This is a genomic window from Aquimarina sp. AU474 (assembly GCF_900312815.1).
Lineage (GTDB): Bacteria > Bacteroidota > Bacteroidia > Flavobacteriales > Flavobacteriaceae > Aquimarina.
The window spans coordinates 630,430-653,892 of record NZ_OMPE01000008.1 but is presented as its reverse complement, the minus strand read 5'-3'; the positions used below and the strand labels follow the sequence as shown (position 1 = coordinate 653,892).

The following is a 23,463-nucleotide window of genomic DNA, read 5'->3' as shown; positions in this document are numbered from 1 at the left end:
AGTAGAGCAATCTCTATTTTTAATAAATATTTTTAATTAGGAATGGCAATTTTACCATGATGTAAAGGGGTTATTATAACTTTTGTATTGAGTATATCTTTTTATGTCCCAACTCGTTACTTTAAAATATCCTTGGGGCCTTGCTTTTCCATGGGCAAATTCATTTTGAATGGCATGACGAACTCTTTCAGAATTAATTCCTGTTCTTTTATTCTTATACCCAAGGTATAATGCTCCCATTCTATATTTTGTACCTTCTTCATTGACTAAACCGTATTTATACGTTACGGGAAATATCGGATCACGCTCATTAGTTTCTTTCCATACCGCTGGATCCTCACTCATATTTCTATACCCTGTAAAAAGATTAAATCCAACGCTGTAATCGCCATACCCTACAGATAAAGCTGCAGTTCTGAAACTGTCTCCCGCATCTCCAAGTCCAATTTTGTCATAAAACCAACCATCGTTTTCATATGAAATGCTAAAATCTTTGTACTTAAGAAAACCTGATCCAACTCTTTGTTTTCCTGTTTTTTTTCCATTTCCGGTTACATTACTATGCCATGATGTACTTAACCCTATTCCAAAATTACCATCATCATAACTTACCCCTAAGGTTCCTACACCACTATAGCCTTGTAAACCACTTCCTTCAGCTGCATTATTGTAAGAGCCAGTTAAGCTAGCGCTTACCGTAAAATCACCAAGCTCCAGGTTACCGGTGGCATTTATACCCATCGAAGAAGCATCGGATCCTACAACCAAAGCGGGACTTAATGTTATCGAAAAATTATCGGTTACTGGGATGTCTACACTGGCATATCCCATAGAAAAGGTTTCTATGGCAGATCCTACAACCCCACTAACTCCAAAAATGGCGCCTTCAACAGCTCCTTTTGTAGCTCCTTTTACAATATTACTACTATCACTAAATTTTTTCCCATTCATTTGATTGGCCATCATACCCGTCATCATCCCTAGATATGCGCCTGCAATAGCGCCTGCAATAAGACCTGAGCCTATTGCATATTCTCCATTGGGATCAACCATAGAAATAGGATTGTTACCCATAGCTAAATATGGACTATTAAACTGATTTTGAGGGTCTGTACTAAACCATCTTCCAACGGCAGGATCATATAGTCTGGAACCAAAATCATACATGGTTATATTATTTTCTTGCTGTAGTTCTTTTCCTTGAAACTTATAGTTGTAGTTAGAAGCAATAGAACTGGTAAATTCGCCACTATGAATTAATCCCATAGGATAGTAATCACTATTAGAAAGAATTTCATCGATACTAATACTTCCATTATTATCTGTATCACTATAGGTAACTCTATTATTACCTAATTGATCAGATATCATATAAACATACTTAAAAGAGTTACCAGTATTACTTGGGTAAGAATACCCTTCGGCATTAGGTACAAATTGTAACTGATTTTGTTGATATTGAAATCCACCTAAATAATCGGTTTGATTTACGGCACCACCACTTATATAGATTTTAGAAAGTTTTCTTCCGGTTCCATCATATTTGTATTGAATGGTTTGCCCATTTTCAAAAGATACCTTTTTTACCAGATCAAGATGGTTATATTCTATTAGACTAATTCCTTTATTTAAATCTTTGATGAGATTACCGTTAGAGTCATATTCATAATCATCTCCTGTAGTATTTCCATCTGTGAATCCCTGAGTTACATTTCCAGTATCCGTAATAGCTTTCAGTTGATTTCCATTTATAGAGCCATATTGATACCTTAAATTATCAATGATACCATTTTGTCCATTTCTTTTTACATGCTTGATATTTCCATTTACATCATAAGCAATATCGTGAATTTCAAATTTTAAATTGGCATCTCTTACCAAAGTATTACCGGCTAAAAATGCTGCATCTGTTATCCTGTTTAGTTTGTCATATTGATATGCATAAGATTTTTTTTGATTATCATGCTTGGACCTCCAGATAGTTTGTGCAATGTTTCCATTAAATAGACTAGTGGCATCGGTATTGGCACCTTCAATAGACTCATTATAGTTAATTTTGTATGCAAATAGATCGTTCCCTAAATTATCTACATTATTAATCTCTTTAAGCCATCCCTGGATATTATAGGTGTAATCAATGCTTTGTAATCTACTTCCTGATGTGCTTAACCCTCCAACATTCTTATTTTCAAGATTTCCTAGTTCATCATAATTATGGGTTACTAAATGTTCTTCTTGCTGATTATTGATCTTTTGATATTGCGATTTTATACGCTCGTTAACATCATATTCATATCTATCATTAATAGTCAATAATGTAGCATTTGAAGTTCTGCGATGTTTGGTTACTTCTTTTTCTACCTTTCCTCTGAAATCCACTTTGTTTTCTGTGGTTGTATACCCACCTAGATGATTCTTTTCATGTATTTTTATAGCAATACCGGTTTCATTATAGTATGTATATAATTTTGACCAGATATTCTCTCCGAGAGTTTTTGTCCAATTGGCTGTAGTAAGCCCTTTAGTTTTGTTTGTTACTGTTTGTCCTTCAATAGTATTTTGGAAAGCAGGTTTATCTGGATCAATAAAATTATAATCATCGTAGTAATTTACAGTTAGCAATTCTGTAATGTTCGTTTTTGGGAAAGCATTATTGGAATAGTTTATAGAGGTTCCAGAAATATGTACTGGACTACTGGTTCTTGTCTCGGTATTTGCCAGGTTCGAAGAAGCATTGATAAAACCATCAACTTCCAGTTGTAAATTTTCTCTAGATTTAGTGCTATAGTACTTTCCAGTATAAAGAGGTCTTCCAAAAGCGTCTTTTTTGGTAAAAAGCCATAAGTTATTTGTTTTTAGATTAGCATCTTGTGTAAGAATAGGATTGTCTAATTGATCATAAATCATGTATTCCCAATCCTTTCCGGGTACTTTTTGGGCAACCTGTCTATTATATGTATCGTATTGATATTGATAGCTCAAATCATTCATTAGACCTGTATTTATAATCAAGTTAAGATCTTTATCTATAGAAGTTCCAAATTCTCTAAAGGTATTGGTAGAAGTTCTATTAATAACCAGATTACCATTTGTTATACTTGCTTCTCCAACTTTAAGTTTAAATCCTTCTCCGGTGACCGGATCGATCAAACCACTAACTGTCGTAACATCCCCTAGAAACATATCGGGTAGAGGAGAAGATGTGTTTATTATTTTGGTTACTTGATTTTTTAATTTTCCCCATATAAGATTACTAGGTTTAGACAAATTTGAAGCCTCTATGGTTATTACATTGTTTTGTACTTTGAACACAAAATCTCCTTCAAAAGTTCCAGTTTCAATAAAATCACTCAAAGACCAGCTTACAGAATAATCTTCGGTATTGGGTATTGAGTTCTCTAAAAATTTTGGAGTTAACACAGATACTAATCTCCCAAAAACATCGTATACATAATATGTGACAAGTTTTTGAATAGTATTTTCATTTTTCACATAATCTATTTCTACTATTTTCCGTCCTTTTTTGTCTGTAAAAACTTCTTTGGTATTCAAATGACCATCTTGAGGTTGCCAATTGTTACTTTTTACAATATTCTTGGCGAGCTCATTTTTTTCATAATATGAAACATTAAAACCGTCATTTGTAGGTTCATATTTTTTCACTTCATTCGCATCATTCGTAGCATATTCATACTTGATTGTATGATCTGTGTCGTTAACATTAGATAATCTCCAGTCATTACCTGGACTGGCAGATTCTAATACTCTGCTTAATGGAGAATTATCAAATCGTTGCTCCGAAAATGGATTTGTATCTCCATATTTATTTTGATAATATGTGTTGATTTGAGATACAGGATTGTTTATAAAGTTACCAGTGTTTTGACCACCAGGTAGCGGTAAATATGATTTTTCGGTTCTACCAAATTGATCATATTCATAATGCTGTACAATATCTTTCCCTTCTGGATTTTGACCAATTGCATTGGATTGAATAGGCCTACCTAACCCATCGTAATACGTTATGTTTTTGAAAACAGTTTCATTAGCAGAAAAGGTTTCGTCGCTTATTTTTAAATGCGTATTTGGGGTTATAAGAGAATTGTTCTTTACCGTAATGGATTGAGATGCGGTTAAGGTTTGATCACTTACGTCATAATCGATTGTAAGATTGCTTATAGTAGTAGCAGTTTGGTCTGCAACAGCATTTACTTCTTCAATGCTTAAGGCTTCTTTGGGAACGATTGTCATTGTGAAATTCTGATCCAAAGATTGTGCATTAGCATGAAGTGTTACCGTGCTAATTAAAATGAATAGCCACTTTTTCATACGTTATAGTTATTATGTAGTGTAAATAGAAGTTATTTGTTCTTATTTTTTTGATACTAAAGCTTCCAGTTTAGAAAGACGTTCTTCCTGAATTTTTAGTTTCTTTTCCTGTGCAATAGTGTACAGAGTAAGCTCTTCTATTTTTTCTAAGAGTTTTGCATTCATTTCTCCCAATTGGATACCATTTTCTATAACCTCATTCTCGGATGGAATATTAATTAGATGTCCATTAGTTTTGATGTGATTTTCTACTTGTTGTAATGTAGGTAGGTTGTATCCCTCTGTAAATACATAGTCTGCCCAACCTATAAGATCTACTTTCACTTCTTTAGTATGAATGTTTCCATTCACAGCCAACTTTGCGTCAGGTGTAGAAGTCCCAATACCCATATTGCCATTAGCAATAAAATCACCATTTACATAGGCCCCACCATTGTTTACTACTAAGTTATATCCCTGTTCTTTTAAATACCCACCGTATTGACCTATAACCATTCTAGCATCGGAGGTAGGCATATGTATGTAAGTAGCAAATTTTCCTGGTTCGTATTCTGATCTATTTAGTTTAAAAAAATGAGTTCCTTTATGGTCATCAAGATCTATCCAGGTATCTGTGTTTCTAGAAACAAAATCATGTCTTAAATTTTCTGATTGATCTGTTATTCCGAATGCAGTATATCCAGAACCTGTGTTGGTAGGATCAACAACGAACTCAAAAGTTCTTCGTCCTGTTTTATACTCGCGACCTATAGAAACAGGAATCCATCCATTACCTCCCAAACTACTAGAATCGAAAACACCTTTTAGTCCGCTAATAGTATTACCACTTATGCTACCTGCTGTTTCAAAATTCCCTAAAGTGTTTAATGCCGCAATAGGGGTTTGGCCAGTCACACCCCAAGTCCAACCTCTACCAGCGGTATTACTCATGTTCATTTTGATACTGTAATCTGTTACGGGACCAAACTTATATTCGGAAGTATTACCCATATGAATTTTATAAGTATCGCTATTCCAAAAACGTAATCCATTACCATTTCCAGGCGTTACATTGTATTGTGTTTGTTGTGCAAAACTAAGTTGTGTTATAGCACAAAAAAATAGAACTGTAAGTATGTGATTTTTCATAATAATATAGATAACATTAAGTGTTAAATAATTCGTTGTTTTAATGGTGTTCCTATATTCTTTAAATGTTACTATTGTTTATTCATTTTTTTGAAAATAAACTCGTGTGAACATCTTTTTGGTAGAAGTATTAGATTAAGGAAGAGTTTTGGAAATCCTTTTTTATGATAGGTCGATTACTTATTTGAAGTAGGAATGAAATAAGTTTCAGAAATAAAAAAAAGCCTTGCGAAATGCAAAGCTTTTGGTTTATAGAATAATTAGAAATGAATGCCTATTTAGGAAATAAGCTCTTGTCTATATTAGGAATTACTTGTAAGGCATTTTTATAGTACAATTTTTTCAATACTTCATCATCGAGGTCTAAACCGTACATTTTCCAAAAGGCATGATATCTTTTGTAATAAGGGAAATATTCATCATCCGATTCTAATACTCTGAAGTAAGTGTAATACTCTTCTGGGTTCCAGGAGTCTTTCCCAAACATTATACGATCTTGATATTTGGTCAAAAATTTCTTGGCATTTCTTGGTTGCCGTCCTAACTCTGCGATTACAGCACCAATTTCGCTATACATATTTGGCATCTCATCCATTAGTTGAGCTAATTTTTCTAAATTATTGCCATACCATCCCAAATGTGCATTGATAAATTTTGTGTTTTTATGCTTTTTAAATATGTTATGTTGTTCTTGAATAATAGTTTCCCAAGAACCTGTAACATTGGCATCTCTTTTTCTTCTCGATCGTAGTTTAAGTTCTAACCATCTTTCATTTTGATTATCATGCGCATCCCAAAAAGGTTTAGGGTCTGCAGCATGTATTAAAACAGGAATGCCCAGTTCTCCACATTTTTCCCAAACTGGTCCAATACGAGGATCATCGATCTTGATACGATTACCTTTACTATCCTTGTTATCCATACCTTGGCTTTTGTATATTTTTAATCCATTTGCACCCATAGCTACATCACTTTCTATTTGAGCTACAGTTTTTGATGTCCAATCTGAATCATCAATACCAGTGAGATTTATGTTAGTAAATACAATAAATCTATTTGGGTGATTGGATTTTACATTTTTTAGAGAATTTATAAGATGCTCATCAGAGCCTCTTCCTCTTCCAGATAAGTTTACCATTACCGCCATGTTAAGTTTATCCATCTCGGTTACAACTTCTTGCAAATTTTGGGTAGGCATTCTAAATTGATGATTATGAACATCAATAAACGGAAACTTGGCTTTTTTGATTTCCTTTCCTGGCACCACTAAAGTAGAGGGAGGATCATAATCTTCAAACTCCATTTGCTGCGCACTACTTTGAGAGTGACATACTATTAGTAGTAAAAGAAAAAAAGGATAGCACTTCATGTTGTATACATTTTGATTGTGAGTTCATAAATATATAATAATCGCCTTTGTTGCGATCAAAAGTTAACAACACTTTATCAATAGAAAATCCCGTTACCTGAAGTATTCGGTAACGGGATTTTCAACAACTAACCAACAACTAATCTATATTTTAGTGATCATCATCGTCATGATATTTTTTCTTTCTTTTTCTGTTCTTGTAATAAGCATTATCATTATTAGTGTGCCTATAGTGATGTTTTTGTTTCCAATTTTGACTGTAATATGGGTCATGACTAATTGTACAACCATCAACACCACAATATCCGCATCCAATATGATGAACATTACCTTCGGTATATTTTATTTTACCATATTTGTTGTAATAGATATGTAATCCGCCAACTTCATATAATAAACCTTTTCTATTATACCTTACAGTGATAGTACCAATTCTTCTTACTCTATTGTATCGATCATAGTTGATATAATTAACACCTACTTTTTTTAATCGTCCGTAGTAATCATATCGTACCGCTCTTCTATATGGATTGTAATATGCATGTGATCCGGGAGCTCCGTGAATATTTCTATTCCAATTATAATGAGCTTGTCTTGTTCTAGACCTTGTTCTTAAAATTTTGAAATCAATGTCTCCCTCGGGATATACAAAGAATTTTACACCACCTTCAATAAAGACAATCGGTTGTGTATGGTGATAGCGTTTTGTAACCCTATCCTGGTGATCCGAATTTTTGTGATCGGTCGCTTGTGCAGTTGTTCCTACTAGTAACATGGCTGCAATAAAAAGTACCATTTTTTTCATAACTTAACTGTTTTGGGTTTTATGCCTACTCATTAGCTTTTCGGCTTCCGCTATTTGATTAATAGTATTTCAAATGGCGTGCCAAAAAAATTAAGTTATGAAAGAATGAAGTTTAACTATTTGATATTTAAAGCTTTAATTATTTTTTCTGGATCAGCTCTTTCTTTATAATCTTCACTGATAAAATCATAGATAATCGTTCCATCCTGATCAATTATATAGGTTGCAGATATAGGTAACTGCTGGTTAGAGTTTCCATTGCTTTTTTCTAGATCAATACCGAACCCGTTATAAACTTGGATTAAATCTTCGGGTAATGTAAACGCAAGATTAAAATCTTTTGCTGTTTTATTATCAATATCAGATAGAACTTCAAAACTTAAATTATTTTTTTCAGAAGTCGATAGAGAATTATCTGGTGTTTCGGGACTTATTGCTACGAGTGTTGCATTGTGTTTTTCAAAATCTGGAAGTGCTTGTTGTAGTGCTTTTAATTCAAGATTACAATACGGACACCATCCTCCGCGATAAAATGAAAGCACTACTTTTTTTTCTAATAACAATTCTTGAACCGAAATAGCTCTATTGGCAGCATTAGGAAGTTTAATTTCTGGTATTTTGTCTCCTTTTTTTAACGCTTTTGATACTAATTTAGAATCACGTAATGATTGTATACCATTATTCATGATATTGTGTATGTTTTCTGGGTATTTTTGAGCAGACTGATCTGCGCGAGTTTTAAGATCTTGAGTAAGTGACATGTTTTTGTTTTATGGTTGAGTTGGCTTAGCCGAAAACTTCATCATATCATTACAACTAATCGTTTGATAATTTTTTAGACAGGTAAACTCTGTGATGCCCAGATGGGAAATCATCAAGTTTTCCGAATATGGTGTATCCATTTTTTAGATAAAAAACTTCAGCTTGAAAATCAAACGTATCTAATATAGAAATTGTGGCACCTTTGGTTATAGCTACATCTTCAACAGTTTTTAATAATTTTGAAGCTATTCCTTGCTGTCTCATATCTTCTCGAACCCAAAGGATCTTAATTTCTAAGCCTCCCCAATATCCTATACCTGATAATAATCCACCTAGTATTTCTTGATTTGAGTCTTTAACTACATAATTTATGGGTGTCCACATCTCGGATAAAATAGGAGGGACCTTGCTATAATTATAATCATTAATTCCTTTCACGATGGTTTTTATCTCATCGCTGGTACATACTTCAAAATTCATTGGTGATTCTTATTGGTTATAATTTTTCTTTCAGGTACTTACCGGTATAAGACTTCTTTACTTTTAGAATTTCTTCTGGAGTTCCTGTAGCTATAATATTACCGCCGTTTTTACCACCTTCTAGGCCTAAATCAATTATATAATCTGCACATTTTACAAGATCCAAATTGTGTTCTATTACTAATATAGAATGTCCTTTGGCAATTAATTCATTAAAGGATTTTAGGAGCTTCTGAATATCATGAAAATGTAAACCTGTAGTTGGTTCATCAAAAATAAACAGGGCTTTGTCTTTGGTATTTCCTTTTACAAGAAAAGAGGCTAATTTAATACGTTGTGCTTCTCCTCCAGAAAGAGTAGACGAGCTTTGTCCTAATTGAACATATCCTAATCCAACATCTTGCAATGGTTGTAATTTTTTCCGAATTTTTGTCTGGTTATGTTCAGCAAAGAAATCAATAGCATTGTCAATGGTCATTGATAATATATCGTGAATATTTTTATCATGAAATGTTACTTCGAGTACATCTTTTTTGAATCGTTTTCCTCCACAAGTTTCACATTCAAGATGTACATCAGCCATAAACTGCATTTCGATAGTAACTTCACCTTCACCTTTACAAGTCTCACATCTTCCGCCATCTACATTAAAAGAAAAATGCTTTGACTTATAATTACGGATACCTGATAATTTTTGATTGGCATATAAGTTACGAATATCATCATATGCTTTGATATATGTAACGGGGTTGGATCTAGATGATCTTCCAATTGGATTTTGATCTACAAACTCAACATGTTTGATATTACTATAATTACCTTTTATCTCGGTAAACTGACCAGCTTTTTCACCATATCCACCCAATTCTTTTAAGATTGCCGGATATATTATTTTTTTGACCAAAGTACTTTTACCGCTACCAGATACTCCGGTAATAGCCGTAAATATTCCTAGAGGTATTTTGACATCAACATTTTTAAGATTATTTTCTCTAGCGCCGATAATCTCTATGTAATATTTTGATGTTCTTCTGGTTTCCGGAACTTCAATTTCTAATTGTCCATTAAGATACTTTGCCGTGAGCGAATCGGCTTTTAGAATATCTTTAAAAGTTCCTGTTGCTACAACATGTCCTCCATAAGTTCCTGCCTCAGGACCGATATCAATGATCTCATCCGCAGCTTTCATAATATCTTCATCGTGTTCGACGACAATTACAGTATTACCTAGATCACGCAAAGAGAGTAGTACCTTAATTAATTTTTCGGTATCCTTTGGGTGCAGACCGATACTGGGCTCATCTAGAATATACATAGATCCCACAAGACTGCTACCTAATGACGTAGCCAAGTTTATTCGCTGCGATTCTCCTCCAGATAATGAATTAGATTTACGATTAAGCGTTAGATACTCTAAACCAACATCTTGTAGGAAACTCAAGCGGCTATTGATTTCTTTCAGCAATCTTTTGGCTATTTGCGAGTCATATTCATTTAATGATAGATTTTGAAAAAAATCAGCTAATTCGTTTAAAGGTTTTTCAACCAGATCAGTAAGAGTTGCATCACTAACTTTAACATAATTTGATTCTAATCGTAATCGTCTCCCTTTGCAAGTAGTACATTTCGTTTTTCCTCTGTACCTTGAGAGCATAACACGATTTTGAATCTTATATGCTTTAGATTCTAATTCCTTAAAGAAACTATGGATTCCTTCAAAATATTCGTTTCCATTCCATAATAGATCTTTATGTTCTTCGGATAACTCGAAATAAGGTTTATGAATCGGGAAATCGAATTTATAGGCGCTATTTACCAATTGATCTTTATACCACCCCATGCTATCTCCTCGCCAAGGAAAGACAGCTCCTTCATACACACTTAATGCTGTATTTGGTAATACTAAATCCTCATCAATACCAATAACATCTCCATAGCCTTCACACGTAGGACAAGCTCCATATGGGTTATTAAAACTAAAAAGATGAACATTGGGTTCAAGGAAACTTATACCATCTAAATCGAACTTGTTACTAAATTGGCGTTGCTCTTTATTAGATAATTGTTCGATGTAACAAGTACCTTTACCTTCAAAGAAAGCAGAATCTATTGCATCTGCTAATCTATTAAAAAAATCTTCTTCATCACGTTTTACAATCCTGTCCACAACAAGAAAAATACTGTCTTTATCATTTGGTGTTGCTTCCTCAATCCTAATTACCGTTTCGTTAATCTTAATTCGTGCAAACCCCTGTTGCTGTAATACTTTTAATTTACCTTCAAGAGTTCTTCCTTCTTCAACAGTAATAGGAGAGAGTAGTAGTAATTTCTCACCATCATTAAACGATTTCACATATTCTATTACATCTGTAACCCTATCTTTTTTGACTAAGTTTCCAGAAATAGGAGAATAGGTCTTGCCAATTCTTGCAAAAAGCAGTTTTAAGTAATCATAGATCTCGGTGGTTGTTCCAACGGTAGACCTTGGATTCGTAGAGTTAACTTTTTGTTCTATTGCAATAGCAGGAGCGATACCTTTTATATAATCTACTTTTGGTTTATTAAGACGACCTAGAAACTGTCTTGCATAAGAAGATAAACTTTCTACATATCTACGCTGACCCTCAGCATATAACGTATCAAAAGCAAGACTAGATTTACCAGAACCTGATAACCCCGTAATGACAACTAATTTATTTCTAGGAATAACGGCATCTAAATCTTTTAGGTTGTGAAGTTTAGCTCCTTTTATTATAATATTCTCTTTAGGATCTAGGCTAGTAATATCTTGAATCATAGTAAATACGCGGTAAGGGCGCAAAGATAATGATTACTTAATAAGTATGATAGGCTATTAAGAATGAAAGTTTAGTTAAAAAAATTAACAGAAAATAGTTTGATTTTAATTGATAGTTACTATATTAGCGCCAAGTTAATGAACCAAATTTAAACCAGAAAGCCTATTGCATACCATTACTTTTTAAGTTTAACATAGCCCGAGCCCCAAGCTTGTTGGTACTAAAATAAAGTAACGGTATGAAGGATAACACCCTAACAGACGCAGTTCTGGTAAATAACTACATCAAAGGCAGCGAAAATGCCTTATCGGTTCTAATCGAACGACACAAACAACGTATTTACAGTTTTATTTATTCTAAAGTATTTGATCGAGACGTATCTGAGGATATTTTTCAGGATACCTTTATTAAGGTTATTCGTACTTTAAAGAATGGAAAATATAATGAAGAAGGAAAATTTCTTCCTTGGGTAATGCGTATAGCACATAATTTGGTTATTGATCACTTTAGAAAAGGAAATCGTATGCCAAAATTTGAGGATAATGGTGAGTTTAGTATTTTTTCAGTTATTAGTGACGGAAATCTTAATGCTGAAAAAAGACTCATTAAAGATCAAGTCGAAGAAGATTTGCGTAATTTAATACAAGAACTTCCAGACGATCAAAAAGAAGTACTGATAATGCGTATGTATAGAGATATGAGTTTTAAAGAAATATCAGACAAAACAGGGGTAAGTATAAATACAGCTCTGGGTAGAATGCGATATGCATTAATCAATCTAAGAAAGGTTATCGAAAAAAATAATATAGTTTTAACAAATTAATAACTCTTTGATGCAATAAAGTATTATTAGCCCCGTTATCTTCTTAAATAACCCTTAATTTAAGATCATATAATATGGCGAAATTTTACTTTAAGTCTTCTAAAAAAGAGGAAAAACATTTAGTACCATCAGGAAGAACAATAGATTTTCTTCTTAATTACTCAAAATCTTTACAAGTTGTAGAATATAGCAACTTAAAATTTGAAACGATTTTGAACTAAACTTATAAAGGCCTATTTTTTAATAGGCCTTTTATTTTTTTCATACTCTTGTAGTATAGTTTTTCTCCCAATAGTTTTTGTGATAATATCTTTATCCAAGTCCCAACCTCGTGCAGGAGAATATTCCCTACCGTACCATATAATCTGTAAGTGCAGGTCATTCCATAATTCTCTAGGGAATAGACGCTTGGCATCTTTTTCAGTTTGTACTACATTTTTACCATTAGTAAACCCCCATCTGTACATTAATCTATGAATATGAGTATCGACAGGAAATGCAGGTACGCCAAAAGCTTGTGACATAACTACACTGGCAGTTTTATGTCCTACTGCAGGTAATTCTTCAAGAGCCTCAAAACTTTGAGGCACCTCGCCATTATGTTTGTCTATAAGTATATGTGATAATCCATGAATGCCTTTTGCCTTCATCGGACTTAAACCAACCGGTCTTATGATTTCTCTAATTTCTTCTACAGATAATTTTATCATAGTATAAGGGTTATCTGCTCGATCAAATAGGAGAGGAGTAATTTGATTTACTCTAACATCAGTGCTTTGAGCACTCATCAGTACAGCTATTAATAGGGTGTAAGGATCTTTATGATCCAGAGGAATTGGTATTGTAGGATATAGCTCTTTGAGTTTTTTTATGGTGTAATCTACCTTTTCCTGTTTTGTCATTTTCTATTTAGTTTTAAGCTAAAATATTAAATTCTTATTCGAATAAAGGTATAGACAATCATTAAAATTATGATAAAAGTATGCGTCTATTCTGTTTTTAATTTTAAATTTATCGAAAAAGTTTAAACAAAATATAATTCTTACATATTAGAACATGACAACACTCAAAACAGGAGATAAGGCGCCTAATTTTACGGCTTTAGATCAAGAAGGAAATACGATTAGCCTAAGTGATTATCAAGGTAAAAAATTAGTTGTCTTTTTCTACCCAAAAGCGAGTACTCCAGGATGTACTGTAGAGGCATGCAATTTAAGAGACAATTATCAAACTTTTCAGTCACAGGGTTACGAAATATTAGGAGTAAGTGCAGATAGTGCTAAGCGTCAACAGAATTTCAAAAATAAATTTGAACTTCCTTATCCGCTTTTGGCAGATGAAGATAAAAAAGTGATAGAAGCTTTTGGAGTGTGGGGTCCAAAGAAATTTATGGGCAAAGAATATGATGGGATTCATCGTACTACTTTTGTTATTGATGAAAACGGAATTATTTCTGAAGTTATCTTAAAAGTAAAAACGAAAGATCACGCTGCACAGATATTGTAATAAACTCATAATAAAATATAAGAAAAGAGATAACAAGCGTTATCTCTTTTTACTTTATCATTAGTTTTTTGATAAATAGATCAGAGTTGTACTCCGAAAACAAGATTTAATAAAAAATTAATAACACATTTGATTACCACATCTACTATGTAAAGCCGTTTGAGTGCACGTAGGTGTACAAGAATAATGACCTCCTTGAATTTTAAGCTGTTCTAGCTTAGAAATAGTTTCCTTGTTTAAATTCAGTTTTAAATCTTTAGATTTTTTCATAATTTATGTGTTAGTGCCTACATTTTATAAAGGTTTTCGGCTATACCTTATTCCTAATCGAATAAGACTAAATTATGCAGTATTTTAGAAGATAAAAAGGCCAATTGCCTTAAATTGTTCAATTTAGGGTAGCTTAAAATTAGGTTTAAAATTAAAATTTAGAATTCCGTTTTATTAATAAAGAAGACAATTATTTGAAATTAAAAAAGCACCGTATTTATAAATACGGTGCTTTTAATATGCTCTACTAATTATTTACTTTGTTTTTACAGATTCAATGCTTTTGTATCCAAAAAAGTTATTTGCTTTGATCATTTCAGGAATAAGATCTGGTAATTGATCTTCCCAACCAGTTTCTCCTTCCTGAATTTTTTGTAGTACTTCTCTAGAGAAAATTTCCATAATACTTTGATCGTAATCAACAATATCTACTAATTTACCATTGTACTTAAAGAACTTATATAATTCTTTCATTCTTGGATGCACTTTTAGATTGTCACTATTGGTAAGTTTTCCTGTATTATGATTTTTTAATGGATATAAGTATACTTTTAAATCCTTAAAGAACAGTTTACCAAAGGCTTCAAGAATACCACCACTTAGGTGTCTATAATATTTCTCATCAAAAATATCAATCAAATTGTTTACACCCATAGCTAGTGCCATTCTTTCTTTGGTGTAATTAGAGAAATATTCTACTACTTTGTAGTATTCTTTAAAGTTAGAAATCATTACGGTTTGCCCTAGAGAACATAATAATCGTGCTCTAGCCATGAAATCCTCTTCATCAATTTCTCCTTCTGCTCTTAAATTGGATAAGGTGATTTCAAATATAACTACTGTTTTATCTTTATTCACTTTGTTTTCACTTAAGAACATATTAAGTGATTTCTTGTATATATCCATATTTACCTTAGTCACAGGTCTAAAACTACCTCTAAGTGCTAATATGTTTTTCTTGTATAAAATTGCTGCAGGTAATATATTATTGCCATCTGGACCAAACATAACCGCTTCTGTCATTCCATTCTTAACAAGTTGTAGACTCATTAATCGATTATCTACCTTGGTAAATCTGGGCCCTGAAAAATTAATGGTATCAATTTCGATTTGATCCTTATCCAAATGATCATATAGATATCGCAGTAATTTTTTTGGGTTATCATACTTATAGTAAGCACCATATATCAAATTAACTCCTAATATACCAAGAGTCATTTGTTGTAATTTTGCATCATTTTCATGAAAACGAATATGCAATGAAATCTCATTATATTCTTCATTGGGTACAGTTTGATAGCGAATTCCTACCCAACCGTGACCTTTATATTTTTTTGCAAAATCTATAGTGGCTACTGTATTGGCATAACTAAAAAACAACTTATTTGGATGTTTTTCTCTGGTGATTCTTTGTTCGATAAGACCAACCTCATGCCTAAGCATTTTCTTTAACCTAGCTTCGGTTACATAACGTTTGTCATTTTCGATACCATAAATAGCATCACTAAAATCTTTATCATAGGCACTCATTGCCTTTGCAATAGTACCGGAAGCACCACCGGCTCTAAAAAAATTTCTTGCAGTTTCCTGACCGGCACCGATTTCGGCAAAGGTACCATAGATATTTTGGTTCAGGTTAATACGTAAAGCTTTGCTCTTTATTGAGGGGACAGACTCAAATTCCTTATCTCCCATAATTGTGATAGGCATAGTAAAAAGGGCTTTTTTTGTTTAAGGTAAAGGTAGTAATACCTACATTATTAAAAAAACTTGAATGAAAATTTCTATAGTAAACATCTCTTCAACTTAATAATTAAGATATCTCTATAAATTTTGCCAAAAAAATATAATTACATTTGCTCTTAGATACAACAATATGGAAATTACATTTCTCGGAACAGGTACATCACAAGGGATTCCAGTAATTGGAAGCAATCACCCTGTTTGCCATAGTGATGACCCAAGAGATAAACGACTTAGAGTTTCCGTTTTGGTGTCATGGGGTGAATATGTATATGTTATTGATTGCGGACCTGATTTTAGACAACAAATGTTAACCAATAAAGTGTCTAGAATTGATGGAGTTATATTTACTCATGAGCATGCAGATCATACCATGGGGTTAGACGATATAAGACCTTTTTTTTTCAGACAAGGAGATATCCCTATTTATGCGCATAAAAGAGTATTAGAATCCCTTAGGATACGATTTAATTATATTTTTTCTTCTGAAGATAAATATCCTGGCGCTCCAAGTGTTATTGAACATGAAGTGTTAAATCAGCCTTTTGTGTTAGAAAATCTTGATGTAATACCGATTAATACTATGCATAATCGGCTTCAGGTATATGGATTTCGATTTAAAAATTTTGCATACTTGACGGATGTAAAAACGATAGAGGAAGAAGAAAAAGAAAAGTTACAAGGTGTAAAAGTATTGGTAGTTAATGCCTTAAGAATAGAACCCCATCATTCGCATTTTAATTTGGAAGAAGCCTTAGAGTTTATTGCCGAAATAAAACCAGAAAAAGCATATCTTACGCACATTAGTCATATGTTAGGGTTTCACGCCGAAGTAGAAAAGAATCTACCAGAAAACGTATTTATAGCTTACGATAATTTAAAAATTACAATTTGATATGAAGAATAAGATTTTTATGTATTTATTCATTTTTACAGCATTATTTGTGCTTTTTCAATTTATGAACGCCAAAAAAGCTCAAGAATCGTATGATGCAAAAATTATTAATCTTGAAGAAATCTTGAAAGAACAAGAAACAGCAAAAAATCTTGTAATTGACTCCTTGGTCGATATAAATATGGATCTTACGTATTTTAGCCTAGATAGTGATGAAGAGGCTGTTGCTTATTTTGAAGAACAAGGGTATAATGCTAAAAAATTAGAGTTAACAATTAGTGATCAAATTATAGCTCAAAATAAAGCTGGAAAAGATAATCCTATCGTGCCATTTGTGGGAATGGAAGGTAATATGGCTATAAATAAAGTTCGATTATTAAATCATAAATGGATTATTGCTGACTTTACCGATGGAGTCTACTGGGGGCAACTATTTATAATATACGACGTAAGAGATGATGGTGTTGTAGATTTTGAAGTATTAAAATCATTTTTGTATCCTAGGAGCTAGCCGTATTTATTCTTTTTATTCGTAAGGGATCTTAATTATAAAAAATCAAACTGAAATAAGCATAACTTACCATACATCAATTTTTTTCTCAAGAATCTCTAATAATTTTGCATGTACAATTATAAAGTAAAAGAGATATGAAAAAAATAGCTTTGACCATACTAATAGTAGCCTTCGCTTCTTGTACAAATAATAAAACAGACAAAAAAGAAGTAAAAGATCATGTAGTATCTAAAAAAGAAGAACCTGCAAAAACTAAAAAAATACTCATTGTATTAACTAGTCATTCTGAGCTAGGAAATACAGGAATAAAAACCGGTTTTTGGATAGAAGAATTCGCTACACCTTACTATTATTTAAAAGATAGAGGTTTTGATATTACTTTGGCATCTCCAAAAGGAGGACAACCACCGATTGATCCGAAAAGTGAATTGGCAGACTTTCAAACAGAGTCTACAAAACGATTTAATGAAGATCAGGAAGTCAAGAATCAATTAACCAAAACATTGAAGCTTTCTGAAATAAATCATATTGATTACGATGCGATATTTTATCCAGGTGGCCACGGACCACTTTGGGATTTGGCAGAAGATGAAATTTCTATTAAGTTAATTGAAGATTTTTATAATAATAATAAGCCAGTTGCTGCAGTTTGTCATGCTCCTGCGGTTTTTAAGAACACAAAAAATGCTGATGGAACTTCTCTGGTTAAAGGAAAAAAAGTTACTGGATTTACTAATGGGGAAGAAGCAGCTGTAGAGTTAACAGAAATAGTACCGTTTTTGGTAGAAAATATGCTTCAGGAAAATGGAGGCATATATTCTAAAGGTGCTGATTGGGGTCCTTATGCGGTAGAAGATGGATTGTTAATTACGGGTCAAAACCCTGCATCTGCAGAATTGGTAGCAGAATTTTTGGTTAAAAAATTATAACTCTAATTAAGAGCATTATAACAAAAGCTGCCTGATCCCGGCAGCTTTTTATTTGTTTAAAATAGGTATGATTTTTTATCGTTTGATCAATTTTTTCTTATAAAGATTACCATCAACTTCTATAATAGCGATATAAATTCCAGGAGCAGTTTCAGAACCATTTGCTGATTTTCCATTCCATGTATATAACTCATTGGGTAGAGTTTCTTTTACGAAAACGTTGTAGTAGATTTTTGTGATTATTATTGGATATAGCTTGTTTTGATGATTATTCAATAATTCTAAGGCTCAAAGTATAGCTATACTTTTATTCTAAGAGGATTCGGTTATATTTGATTTTAATTCAAATTAAACACATACTTGTCAAAAAATGAATATCAAATTTCTATTTCCCCTATTCGTTATTTTTATTATTGCATCTGCTACATCTTGTAAGAAGAAATATGATGGGGCGTACCAAGGTTATGAAAATAGAGATGGTAATATCGAAGTTTTTAAGAGAGATGGTAAATATCAATTTAAAATTTATTCGGATAAAATTATAGAAACTTCATTTATTCCTAAAGGAGAAACACAAAACAAGGAGTCTCATGCTGTAGTATTAAAACCATTACAAACTAAAACAATGATTCATGAAAATGACAGTGTTTTGACAATTAATACCAATGGGATTGATGTTCATATTAACAAAGAACCGTTTCATATTTCATACACTTATAAAGGAAAGGAGCTAATTTCTGAAAAGAAAGGGTATATCAAGACGGATTCTACCGAAGTTTTAGATTTTAATTTAGATAAAGATGAAGTTATTTATGGAGGTGGAGCTCGAGTAGTAGGAATGAATCGAAGAGGAAAGCGCTTGCAATTGTACAATAAGGCTCATTATGGATATGAAACGTATTCTGAACTTATGAACTTCACAATGCCTTTGGTACTTTCTTCAAAAGTATATGCTGTTCATTTTGATAATGCTCCTATAGGTTTTCTTGATATTGACAGTAAAAAGGATAATACATTAAGTTACGAAACAATAGGAGGAAGAAAGACCTATCAGGTAGTTGCGGGAGATGATTGGAGAGATTTAATAGATCAGTATACTAACCTAACAGGAAAACAACCTTTACCACCAAGGTGGGCTTTTGGAAATTTTGCAAGTCGTTTTGGATATCACTCAGAACATGAAACCAGAGAAACTGTAGAAAAATTTGCCGTGGATAGTATACCATTAGATGCGGTAATACTTGATATTTATTGGTTTGGTAAGGATATTAAAGGGCATATGGGTAATCTTGAGTTTTTAAAAGATTCTTTTCCTAATCCTAAACAAATGATCAATGATTTTAAGGATAAAGGAATAAAGACTGTATTGATAACAGAACCTTTTGTGCTTACGACATCAAAAAAATGGGATGAAGCTGTAAAAAACGAGGTGTTGGGTAAAGATTCTATAGGGAATCCATTTACATATGATTTTTATTTCGGTAATACTGGAATTATAGATATTTATGATCCTAAAGGAAAAGATTGGTTCTGGAATATTTATAAAGAATATAGTAAAGATTACGGAGTGGCCGGTTGGTGGGGTGATCTTGGAGAGCCGGAAGTCCATCCATCTGATTTATTACATGCCACAGGAAGTGCTGATGAAGTACATAATATTTATGGTCATGATTGGGCTAGATTGATTCAAGAAGGGTATCAAAAGGATTTCCCAGATCAAAGACCATTTATATTAATGAGAGCAGGATATTCGGGATCTCAACGATTTGGTATGATCCCTTGGTCTGGAGATGTAAATAGAAGTTGGGGAGGTTTACAACCACAAACTGAAATAGCATTATCTATGGGTATGCAAGGGCTAGGGTATATGCATTCGGACCTTGGGGGTTTTGCAGGCGGAGAAACTTTTGATAGTGAATTATACACAAGATGGTTACAATATGGAGTGTTTCAGCCTATTTTTAGACCACATGCTCAAGAACATATTGCTCCAGAACCTGTATTTCATGATTCAAAAACGCGTACACTTGCAAAAAAGAGTATCGATCTTAGATATAGCATGATTCCTTATAATTATACCATCGCTTTTGAGAATAATCAAACGGGAACACCACTAATGCGACCTTTGTTTTTTGAAAATCCAGAAAATAAGGAGTTTTACGAGATGAGTTTTACTTATTTATGGGGGAATAACTTCTTGGTAACGCCTGTTGTAAAATCGGGAATAGCCTCTATGGATATTCCATTTCCCTCTGGAGCAAATTGGTATGATTTTTTTACGGATCAAAAATATGTCGGAGGTACATATAAAAATGTTGAAGTTGTAGAGGATCATATACCAGTATTCGTCAAATCGGGGTCATTTATTCCTATGGTAGAGCCAGTACAAACTACGGATAAGTATACAATTCAAAACTTTAAGTTGCACTATTTTCATGATGCTATTGTTAAGACAAGTACAGGGAAGTTGTATAATGATGATGGCATAACTCCTAATGCTTATGAAAAAGGGAAATATGAACTATTGCGATTTAAGAGTAGCACATCTTCAGAAAAACTATCTATAGATCTATCTTTAGAAAAGGGTGTTGGTTTTGATTCGAGAAATAAAAGTGTTGCTATAATTGTTCATAATATAAATACAGCTCCAAAATCTGTTATTATTAATGATGTAACAGCTTCTTTTGATTGGGAAGAAAAAAGTAAAACTTTACACATAAATTTAGACTGGCAAGTAAACGAATTAAAAAGGGTAGAGATTTTTTTATAGAAATTAACCTGTTTACAAAAGGTAAAATGTTATTGTTTTAAAAACATATATCAATCTATTATTGCCCCGTATAATTTAACAGTTTTAATATCATCTTGAGCGCATATTTGTGCTTGTCTATAAATTCTGTTCGTAACTTAGTTATCAAAAATTCAATTTGAATATCACTTTTTTATCGATATGATAATACGCCCAATATTGCGTATTAAAATTCTCGGGTATTATCAACAAAATAGATACGTACAAACCATATTTTTAAATAAAAAAAATATTTTAAATTACTGATTAATAATTAGTTAAATGTCATTTATTACTTAAATGTTAAGAATAGATTTAACTTGAAACACTCTTTTTTTGGGGAGTAAACTTTCTACATTTGTGAAGAATTAAGGATACAAATTATTGATTTTTTAATCAAAATTCGCACTCAATTTAAACCCCAAAAAATGACGAAACTTGAACATTATCGTATTAAAGAAATTAGGAAAAATTCTAAATTAGAAAACAGAGTTCATCAATTATTTATGACCTCGATAAGTGAAGAAGTTAATATTTTTAGTTTTAGAAAATTATTTGCCAAATATGATGTTATGGACCTCTACATCATGAAAAAGAATAGAAAAGATATTGGTATTGCATATTTCATGTCTTGTAAGCATCCTCAAAACAAAAAAGATATGTATGTACGATTAGGTCTCGGAATTATTGAAGAAGAAAGAGGAAGTTCTAATTTTCCAAAAGGCTTGATTCTACGAATAATGATCAAGGCTAAATTGTCTAATATGTTTAGAAATGTTTTTATGGTCGGAATTACTATGAATCCTATCGTTTATTCTGCAACTTGTAAATATTGGAAATATACATATCCTAGCCCTGTTTTGGATACTTCTAAGCATATATCACAAGTAAAAGATAGGATTGTAAATTTATTTGGAATGAATGAAATTGAAGAGAATGTAATAGGTGTTCCTTTTAATATCACTGAAGTGGCTGAAGTAAAGAAGAAATTTTCTAATAGTATTAGTGAAAATATGTATATCAACTATTTCACAAATAAAATCAGTAATAAAGAATACAATAAGGGCCTATTAAGTATTGTACCTATAGATTTCAAAAATTTGGCTATCGTAATGGTAAGGAAGAACAAAATTGATATAGAGCGATTTATTACTAAAACGATAGAAGAAAAAATAAAACCAATATTACAAGATTACCGACCAGCTAATTAACCATAAAGTTTAACGATTATTTTATTAGTTTTGGATTGTTGCGTCCCTTTTATACAAGGTATAGAGGGGCGCTTCTATATTTTATGCGGTATGTGATATCATAAAGTTAAATACGTTGAATCAACCATTCTTTGAATTGATAAAAGTTTTGCGGTGCAACTCCATGTCCAACAGGAAATTCATTAAGAGAAGTTTGTATGCCTAGTTCTGCAAGTTGTAGAGGTGCGTTTCTAGCCCAATCCACAGGTATTACCTGATCTACACTACCATGAGAACAATAGATATTAATTCCAGAAAAATTATTTTGTTCGTAATTTTCTTTTAAAATATCCTTATTAAGATATCCGCTAAGTGCAATTACGTTCTTAATTTTATGAGGATAGGAGAGTGCTACAGCGTAACTCAAAATAGTTCCTTGACTAAAACCTAATATCGTTACATTATTTGCATCCAAATCATAAACCTGTACAGCTTCGTCAATAAATGCAGCTATTTTATCTCTAGATAAAATGGCTTGTTCATCATCACTAAATTTACCTTGAGCGGCATCAAAATAGATGGCATACCATGCATTACCATGCGGTTGCATGGGGTACGGAGCTCTTACCGAAATTATACATAACTCTTCTGGTAACTCAGCTGCAAAAGAGAAAAGGTCATTCTCATCACTACCATATCCATGAAACATAAACAACACTGGTGTTTGTTCTTTTTTAATAGTTGGTTCTTTGATGATATGATGTAGTGATAATGTCTTTGTGTGCATATAATTTAAATTCTATTTAATAAAACTAAACCAATCTTGAAAATAAGTCCCAAGAATCGGAACTGGTTTTTGTTCCTCTCGTATGGCAGTAATTAATCCATATACGATAAGAACAATCGAAAATATATAAAAAGCTGCATGAATCATGATAGAACCAAAAACTCCTGCCAGAGCGATCAATATATAAAACGTAACCCATAGTCCCAGAGCCTGACGTATATGAAAACTCGTAAACTGGTTTTTGGTGTCATTATTCATAAAAAAAGCGATGATAGTACCAATGATGGTTATGTAAGCTACTATCGCTGGTGTTTTTCCTTGTTTAGCGTAATCTGACTGCATATATT

At 32.5% G+C, this 23,463-nt stretch carries 20 protein-coding genes; 7 read left to right on the top strand and 13 right to left on the bottom strand.

The window, feature by feature from the left end; all coding sequences use genetic code 11:
* Positions 1-51: 51 nt before the first annotated feature.
* The 7 genes from DK508_RS12760 to uvrA all read right to left on the bottom strand — a co-directional run bounded on the left by DK508_RS12760 (position 52) and on the right by uvrA (position 11,670).
* The gene (locus tag DK508_RS12760) at positions 52-4,329 is read right to left on the bottom strand and encodes a DUF6443 domain-containing protein (protein ID WP_109301137.1); all 4,278 of its coding nucleotides are present in this window, start codon (positions 4,327-4,329) and stop codon (positions 52-54) included.
* 42 nt (positions 4,330-4,371) lie between these two features.
* Complete coding sequence (locus DK508_RS12755; protein ID WP_109301136.1) at positions 4,372-5,457, bottom strand: hypothetical protein; 1,086 nt, start codon at positions 5,455-5,457, stop codon at positions 4,372-4,374.
* Positions 5,458-5,731: 274 nt separating this feature from the next.
* Positions 5,732-6,826, bottom strand: a complete 1,095-nt coding sequence (locus DK508_RS12750) for an amidohydrolase family protein (protein ID WP_109301135.1) — start codon at positions 6,824-6,826, stop codon at positions 5,732-5,734.
* A 151-nt stretch (positions 6,827-6,977) separates the two neighbouring features.
* Positions 6,978-7,631 (bottom strand): hypothetical protein, encoded by a 654-nt coding sequence (locus DK508_RS12745; RefSeq protein ID WP_109301134.1) that lies wholly within the window; start codon positions 7,629-7,631, stop codon positions 6,978-6,980.
* Between the two features lie 116 nt (positions 7,632-7,747).
* Positions 7,748-8,392 carry a peroxiredoxin-like family protein gene (locus DK508_RS12740; RefSeq protein ID WP_109301133.1) on the bottom strand — a complete coding sequence of 215 codons (645 nt, stop codon included), beginning with the start codon at positions 8,390-8,392 and terminating at the stop codon, positions 7,748-7,750.
* A 55-nt stretch (positions 8,393-8,447) separates the two neighbouring features.
* Positions 8,448-8,873, bottom strand: coding sequence for a GNAT family N-acetyltransferase (locus DK508_RS12735; protein WP_109301132.1), 426 nt, complete (start codon positions 8,871-8,873; stop codon positions 8,448-8,450).
* 16 nt (positions 8,874-8,889) lie between these two features.
* The gene (uvrA, locus tag DK508_RS12730; RefSeq protein WP_109301131.1) at positions 8,890-11,670 is read right to left on the bottom strand and encodes an excinuclease ABC subunit UvrA; all 2,781 of its coding nucleotides are present in this window, start codon (positions 11,668-11,670) and stop codon (positions 8,890-8,892) included.
* A gap of 239 nt (positions 11,671-11,909) precedes the next feature.
* On the opposite strand from uvrA, the gene DK508_RS12725 reads away from it, so the two are divergent.
* Complete coding sequence (locus tag DK508_RS12725; protein ID WP_109301130.1) at positions 11,910-12,494, top strand: RNA polymerase sigma factor; 585 nt, start codon at positions 11,910-11,912, stop codon at positions 12,492-12,494.
* Positions 12,495-12,727: 233 nt separating this feature from the next.
* On the opposite strand, the gene nth is transcribed toward DK508_RS12725, so the two are convergent.
* Positions 12,728-13,396 (bottom strand): endonuclease III, encoded by a 669-nt coding sequence (gene nth, locus DK508_RS12720; protein ID WP_109301129.1) that lies wholly within the window; start codon positions 13,394-13,396, stop codon positions 12,728-12,730.
* A gap of 154 nt (positions 13,397-13,550) precedes the next feature.
* Here nth and bcp point away from each other — a divergent pair, with 154 nt between their 5' ends.
* Positions 13,551-14,000: a thioredoxin-dependent thiol peroxidase gene (bcp, locus tag DK508_RS12715; protein ID WP_109301128.1), complete on the top strand. Its 450-nt coding sequence runs from the start codon at positions 13,551-13,553 to the stop codon at positions 13,998-14,000.
* 117 nt (positions 14,001-14,117) lie between these two features.
* Here bcp and DK508_RS21140 read toward each other — a convergent pair whose 3' ends face one another.
* Positions 14,118-14,270 carry a hypothetical protein gene (locus DK508_RS21140; protein WP_160114685.1) on the bottom strand — a complete coding sequence of 51 codons (153 nt, stop codon included), beginning with the start codon at positions 14,268-14,270 and terminating at the stop codon, positions 14,118-14,120.
* Positions 14,271-14,525: 255 nt separating this feature from the next.
* Positions 14,526-15,980 carry a nicotinate-nucleotide adenylyltransferase gene (locus DK508_RS12710; protein ID WP_109301127.1) on the bottom strand — a complete coding sequence of 485 codons (1,455 nt, stop codon included), beginning with the start codon at positions 15,978-15,980 and terminating at the stop codon, positions 14,526-14,528.
* A 166-nt stretch (positions 15,981-16,146) separates the two neighbouring features.
* Between DK508_RS12710 and DK508_RS12705 the strand changes: the two genes are divergently transcribed.
* From DK508_RS12705 to DK508_RS12695, 3 genes are all read left to right on the top strand, one after another.
* A complete protein-coding gene (locus DK508_RS12705; protein ID WP_109301126.1) occupies positions 16,147-16,908 on the top strand; it encodes an MBL fold metallo-hydrolase in 762 nt (253 codons plus the stop codon).
* A gap of 1 nt (position 16,909) precedes the next feature.
* Positions 16,910-17,419, top strand: a complete 510-nt coding sequence (locus DK508_RS12700; protein WP_109301125.1) for a hypothetical protein — start codon at positions 16,910-16,912, stop codon at positions 17,417-17,419.
* Between the two features lie 137 nt (positions 17,420-17,556).
* On the top strand, positions 17,557-18,351 hold the full coding sequence (locus DK508_RS12695) for a type 1 glutamine amidotransferase domain-containing protein (protein WP_109301124.1): 795 nt from the start codon (positions 17,557-17,559) through the stop codon (positions 18,349-18,351).
* 75 nt (positions 18,352-18,426) lie between these two features.
* Here DK508_RS12695 and DK508_RS12690 read toward each other — a convergent pair whose 3' ends face one another.
* Positions 18,427-18,627: a hypothetical protein gene (locus DK508_RS12690; protein ID WP_109301123.1), complete on the bottom strand. Its 201-nt coding sequence runs from the start codon at positions 18,625-18,627 to the stop codon at positions 18,427-18,429.
* Positions 18,628-18,721: 94 nt separating this feature from the next.
* Here DK508_RS12690 and DK508_RS12685 point away from each other — a divergent pair, with 94 nt between their 5' ends.
* Both DK508_RS12685 and DK508_RS12680 read left to right on the top strand, forming a co-directional pair.
* A complete protein-coding gene (locus DK508_RS12685) occupies positions 18,722-21,121 on the top strand; it encodes a TIM-barrel domain-containing protein (protein WP_109301122.1) in 2,400 nt (799 codons plus the stop codon).
* A 446-nt stretch (positions 21,122-21,567) separates the two neighbouring features.
* Positions 21,568-22,350 (top strand): hypothetical protein, encoded by a 783-nt coding sequence (locus tag DK508_RS12680; RefSeq protein ID WP_109301121.1) that lies wholly within the window; start codon positions 21,568-21,570, stop codon positions 22,348-22,350.
* Positions 22,351-22,456: 106 nt separating this feature from the next.
* Here the strand turns inward: DK508_RS12680 and DK508_RS12675 are convergent, their stop codons facing one another.
* Both DK508_RS12675 and DK508_RS12670 read right to left on the bottom strand, forming a co-directional pair.
* Entirely contained in the window at positions 22,457-23,116 is a 660-nt protein-coding gene (locus tag DK508_RS12675; RefSeq protein WP_109301120.1) for an alpha/beta hydrolase, read from the bottom strand.
* A gap of 12 nt (positions 23,117-23,128) precedes the next feature.
* The gene (locus DK508_RS12670; protein ID WP_109301119.1) at positions 23,129-23,458 is read right to left on the bottom strand and encodes a hypothetical protein; all 330 of its coding nucleotides are present in this window, start codon (positions 23,456-23,458) and stop codon (positions 23,129-23,131) included.
* Between the last annotated feature and the right edge of the window lie 5 nt (positions 23,459-23,463).

Coding starts and splice junctions, on each gene's coding strand:
- DK508_RS12760 (WP_109301137.1), bottom strand. CDS start 4,329: ATGAAAAAGTGGCTATTCATTTTAATTAGCACGGTAACACTTCATGCT.
- DK508_RS12755 (WP_109301136.1), bottom strand. CDS start 5,457: ATGAAAAATCACATACTTACAGTTCTATTTTTTTGTGCTATAACACAA.
- DK508_RS12750 (WP_109301135.1), bottom strand. CDS start 6,826: ATGAAGTGCTATCCTTTTTTTCTTTTACTACTAATAGTATGTCACTCT.
- DK508_RS12745 (WP_109301134.1), bottom strand. CDS start 7,631: ATGAAAAAAATGGTACTTTTTATTGCAGCCATGTTACTAGTAGGAACA.
- DK508_RS12740 (WP_109301133.1), bottom strand. CDS start 8,392: ATGTCACTTACTCAAGATCTTAAAACTCGCGCAGATCAGTCTGCTCAA.
- DK508_RS12735 (WP_109301132.1), bottom strand. CDS start 8,873: ATGAATTTTGAAGTATGTACCAGCGATGAGATAAAAACCATCGTGAAA.
- uvrA (WP_109301131.1), bottom strand. CDS start 11,670: ATGATTCAAGATATTACTAGCCTAGATCCTAAAGAGAATATTATAATA.
- DK508_RS12725 (WP_109301130.1), top strand. CDS start 11,910: ATGAAGGATAACACCCTAACAGACGCAGTTCTGGTAAATAACTACATC.
- nth (WP_109301129.1), bottom strand. CDS start 13,396: ATGACAAAACAGGAAAAGGTAGATTACACCATAAAAAAACTCAAAGAG.
- bcp (WP_109301128.1), top strand. CDS start 13,551: ATGACAACACTCAAAACAGGAGATAAGGCGCCTAATTTTACGGCTTTA.
- DK508_RS21140 (WP_160114685.1), bottom strand. CDS start 14,270: ATGAAAAAATCTAAAGATTTAAAACTGAATTTAAACAAGGAAACTATT.
- DK508_RS12710 (WP_109301127.1), bottom strand. CDS start 15,980: ATGCCTATCACAATTATGGGAGATAAGGAATTTGAGTCTGTCCCCTCA.
- DK508_RS12705 (WP_109301126.1), top strand. CDS start 16,147: ATGGAAATTACATTTCTCGGAACAGGTACATCACAAGGGATTCCAGTA.
- DK508_RS12700 (WP_109301125.1), top strand. CDS start 16,910: ATGAAGAATAAGATTTTTATGTATTTATTCATTTTTACAGCATTATTT.
- DK508_RS12695 (WP_109301124.1), top strand. CDS start 17,557: ATGAAAAAAATAGCTTTGACCATACTAATAGTAGCCTTCGCTTCTTGT.
- DK508_RS12685 (WP_109301122.1), top strand. CDS start 18,722: ATGAATATCAAATTTCTATTTCCCCTATTCGTTATTTTTATTATTGCA.
- DK508_RS12680 (WP_109301121.1), top strand. CDS start 21,568: ATGACGAAACTTGAACATTATCGTATTAAAGAAATTAGGAAAAATTCT.
- DK508_RS12675 (WP_109301120.1), bottom strand. CDS start 23,116: ATGCACACAAAGACATTATCACTACATCATATCATCAAAGAACCAACT.
- DK508_RS12670 (WP_109301119.1), bottom strand. CDS start 23,458: ATGCAGTCAGATTACGCTAAACAAGGAAAAACACCAGCGATAGTAGCT.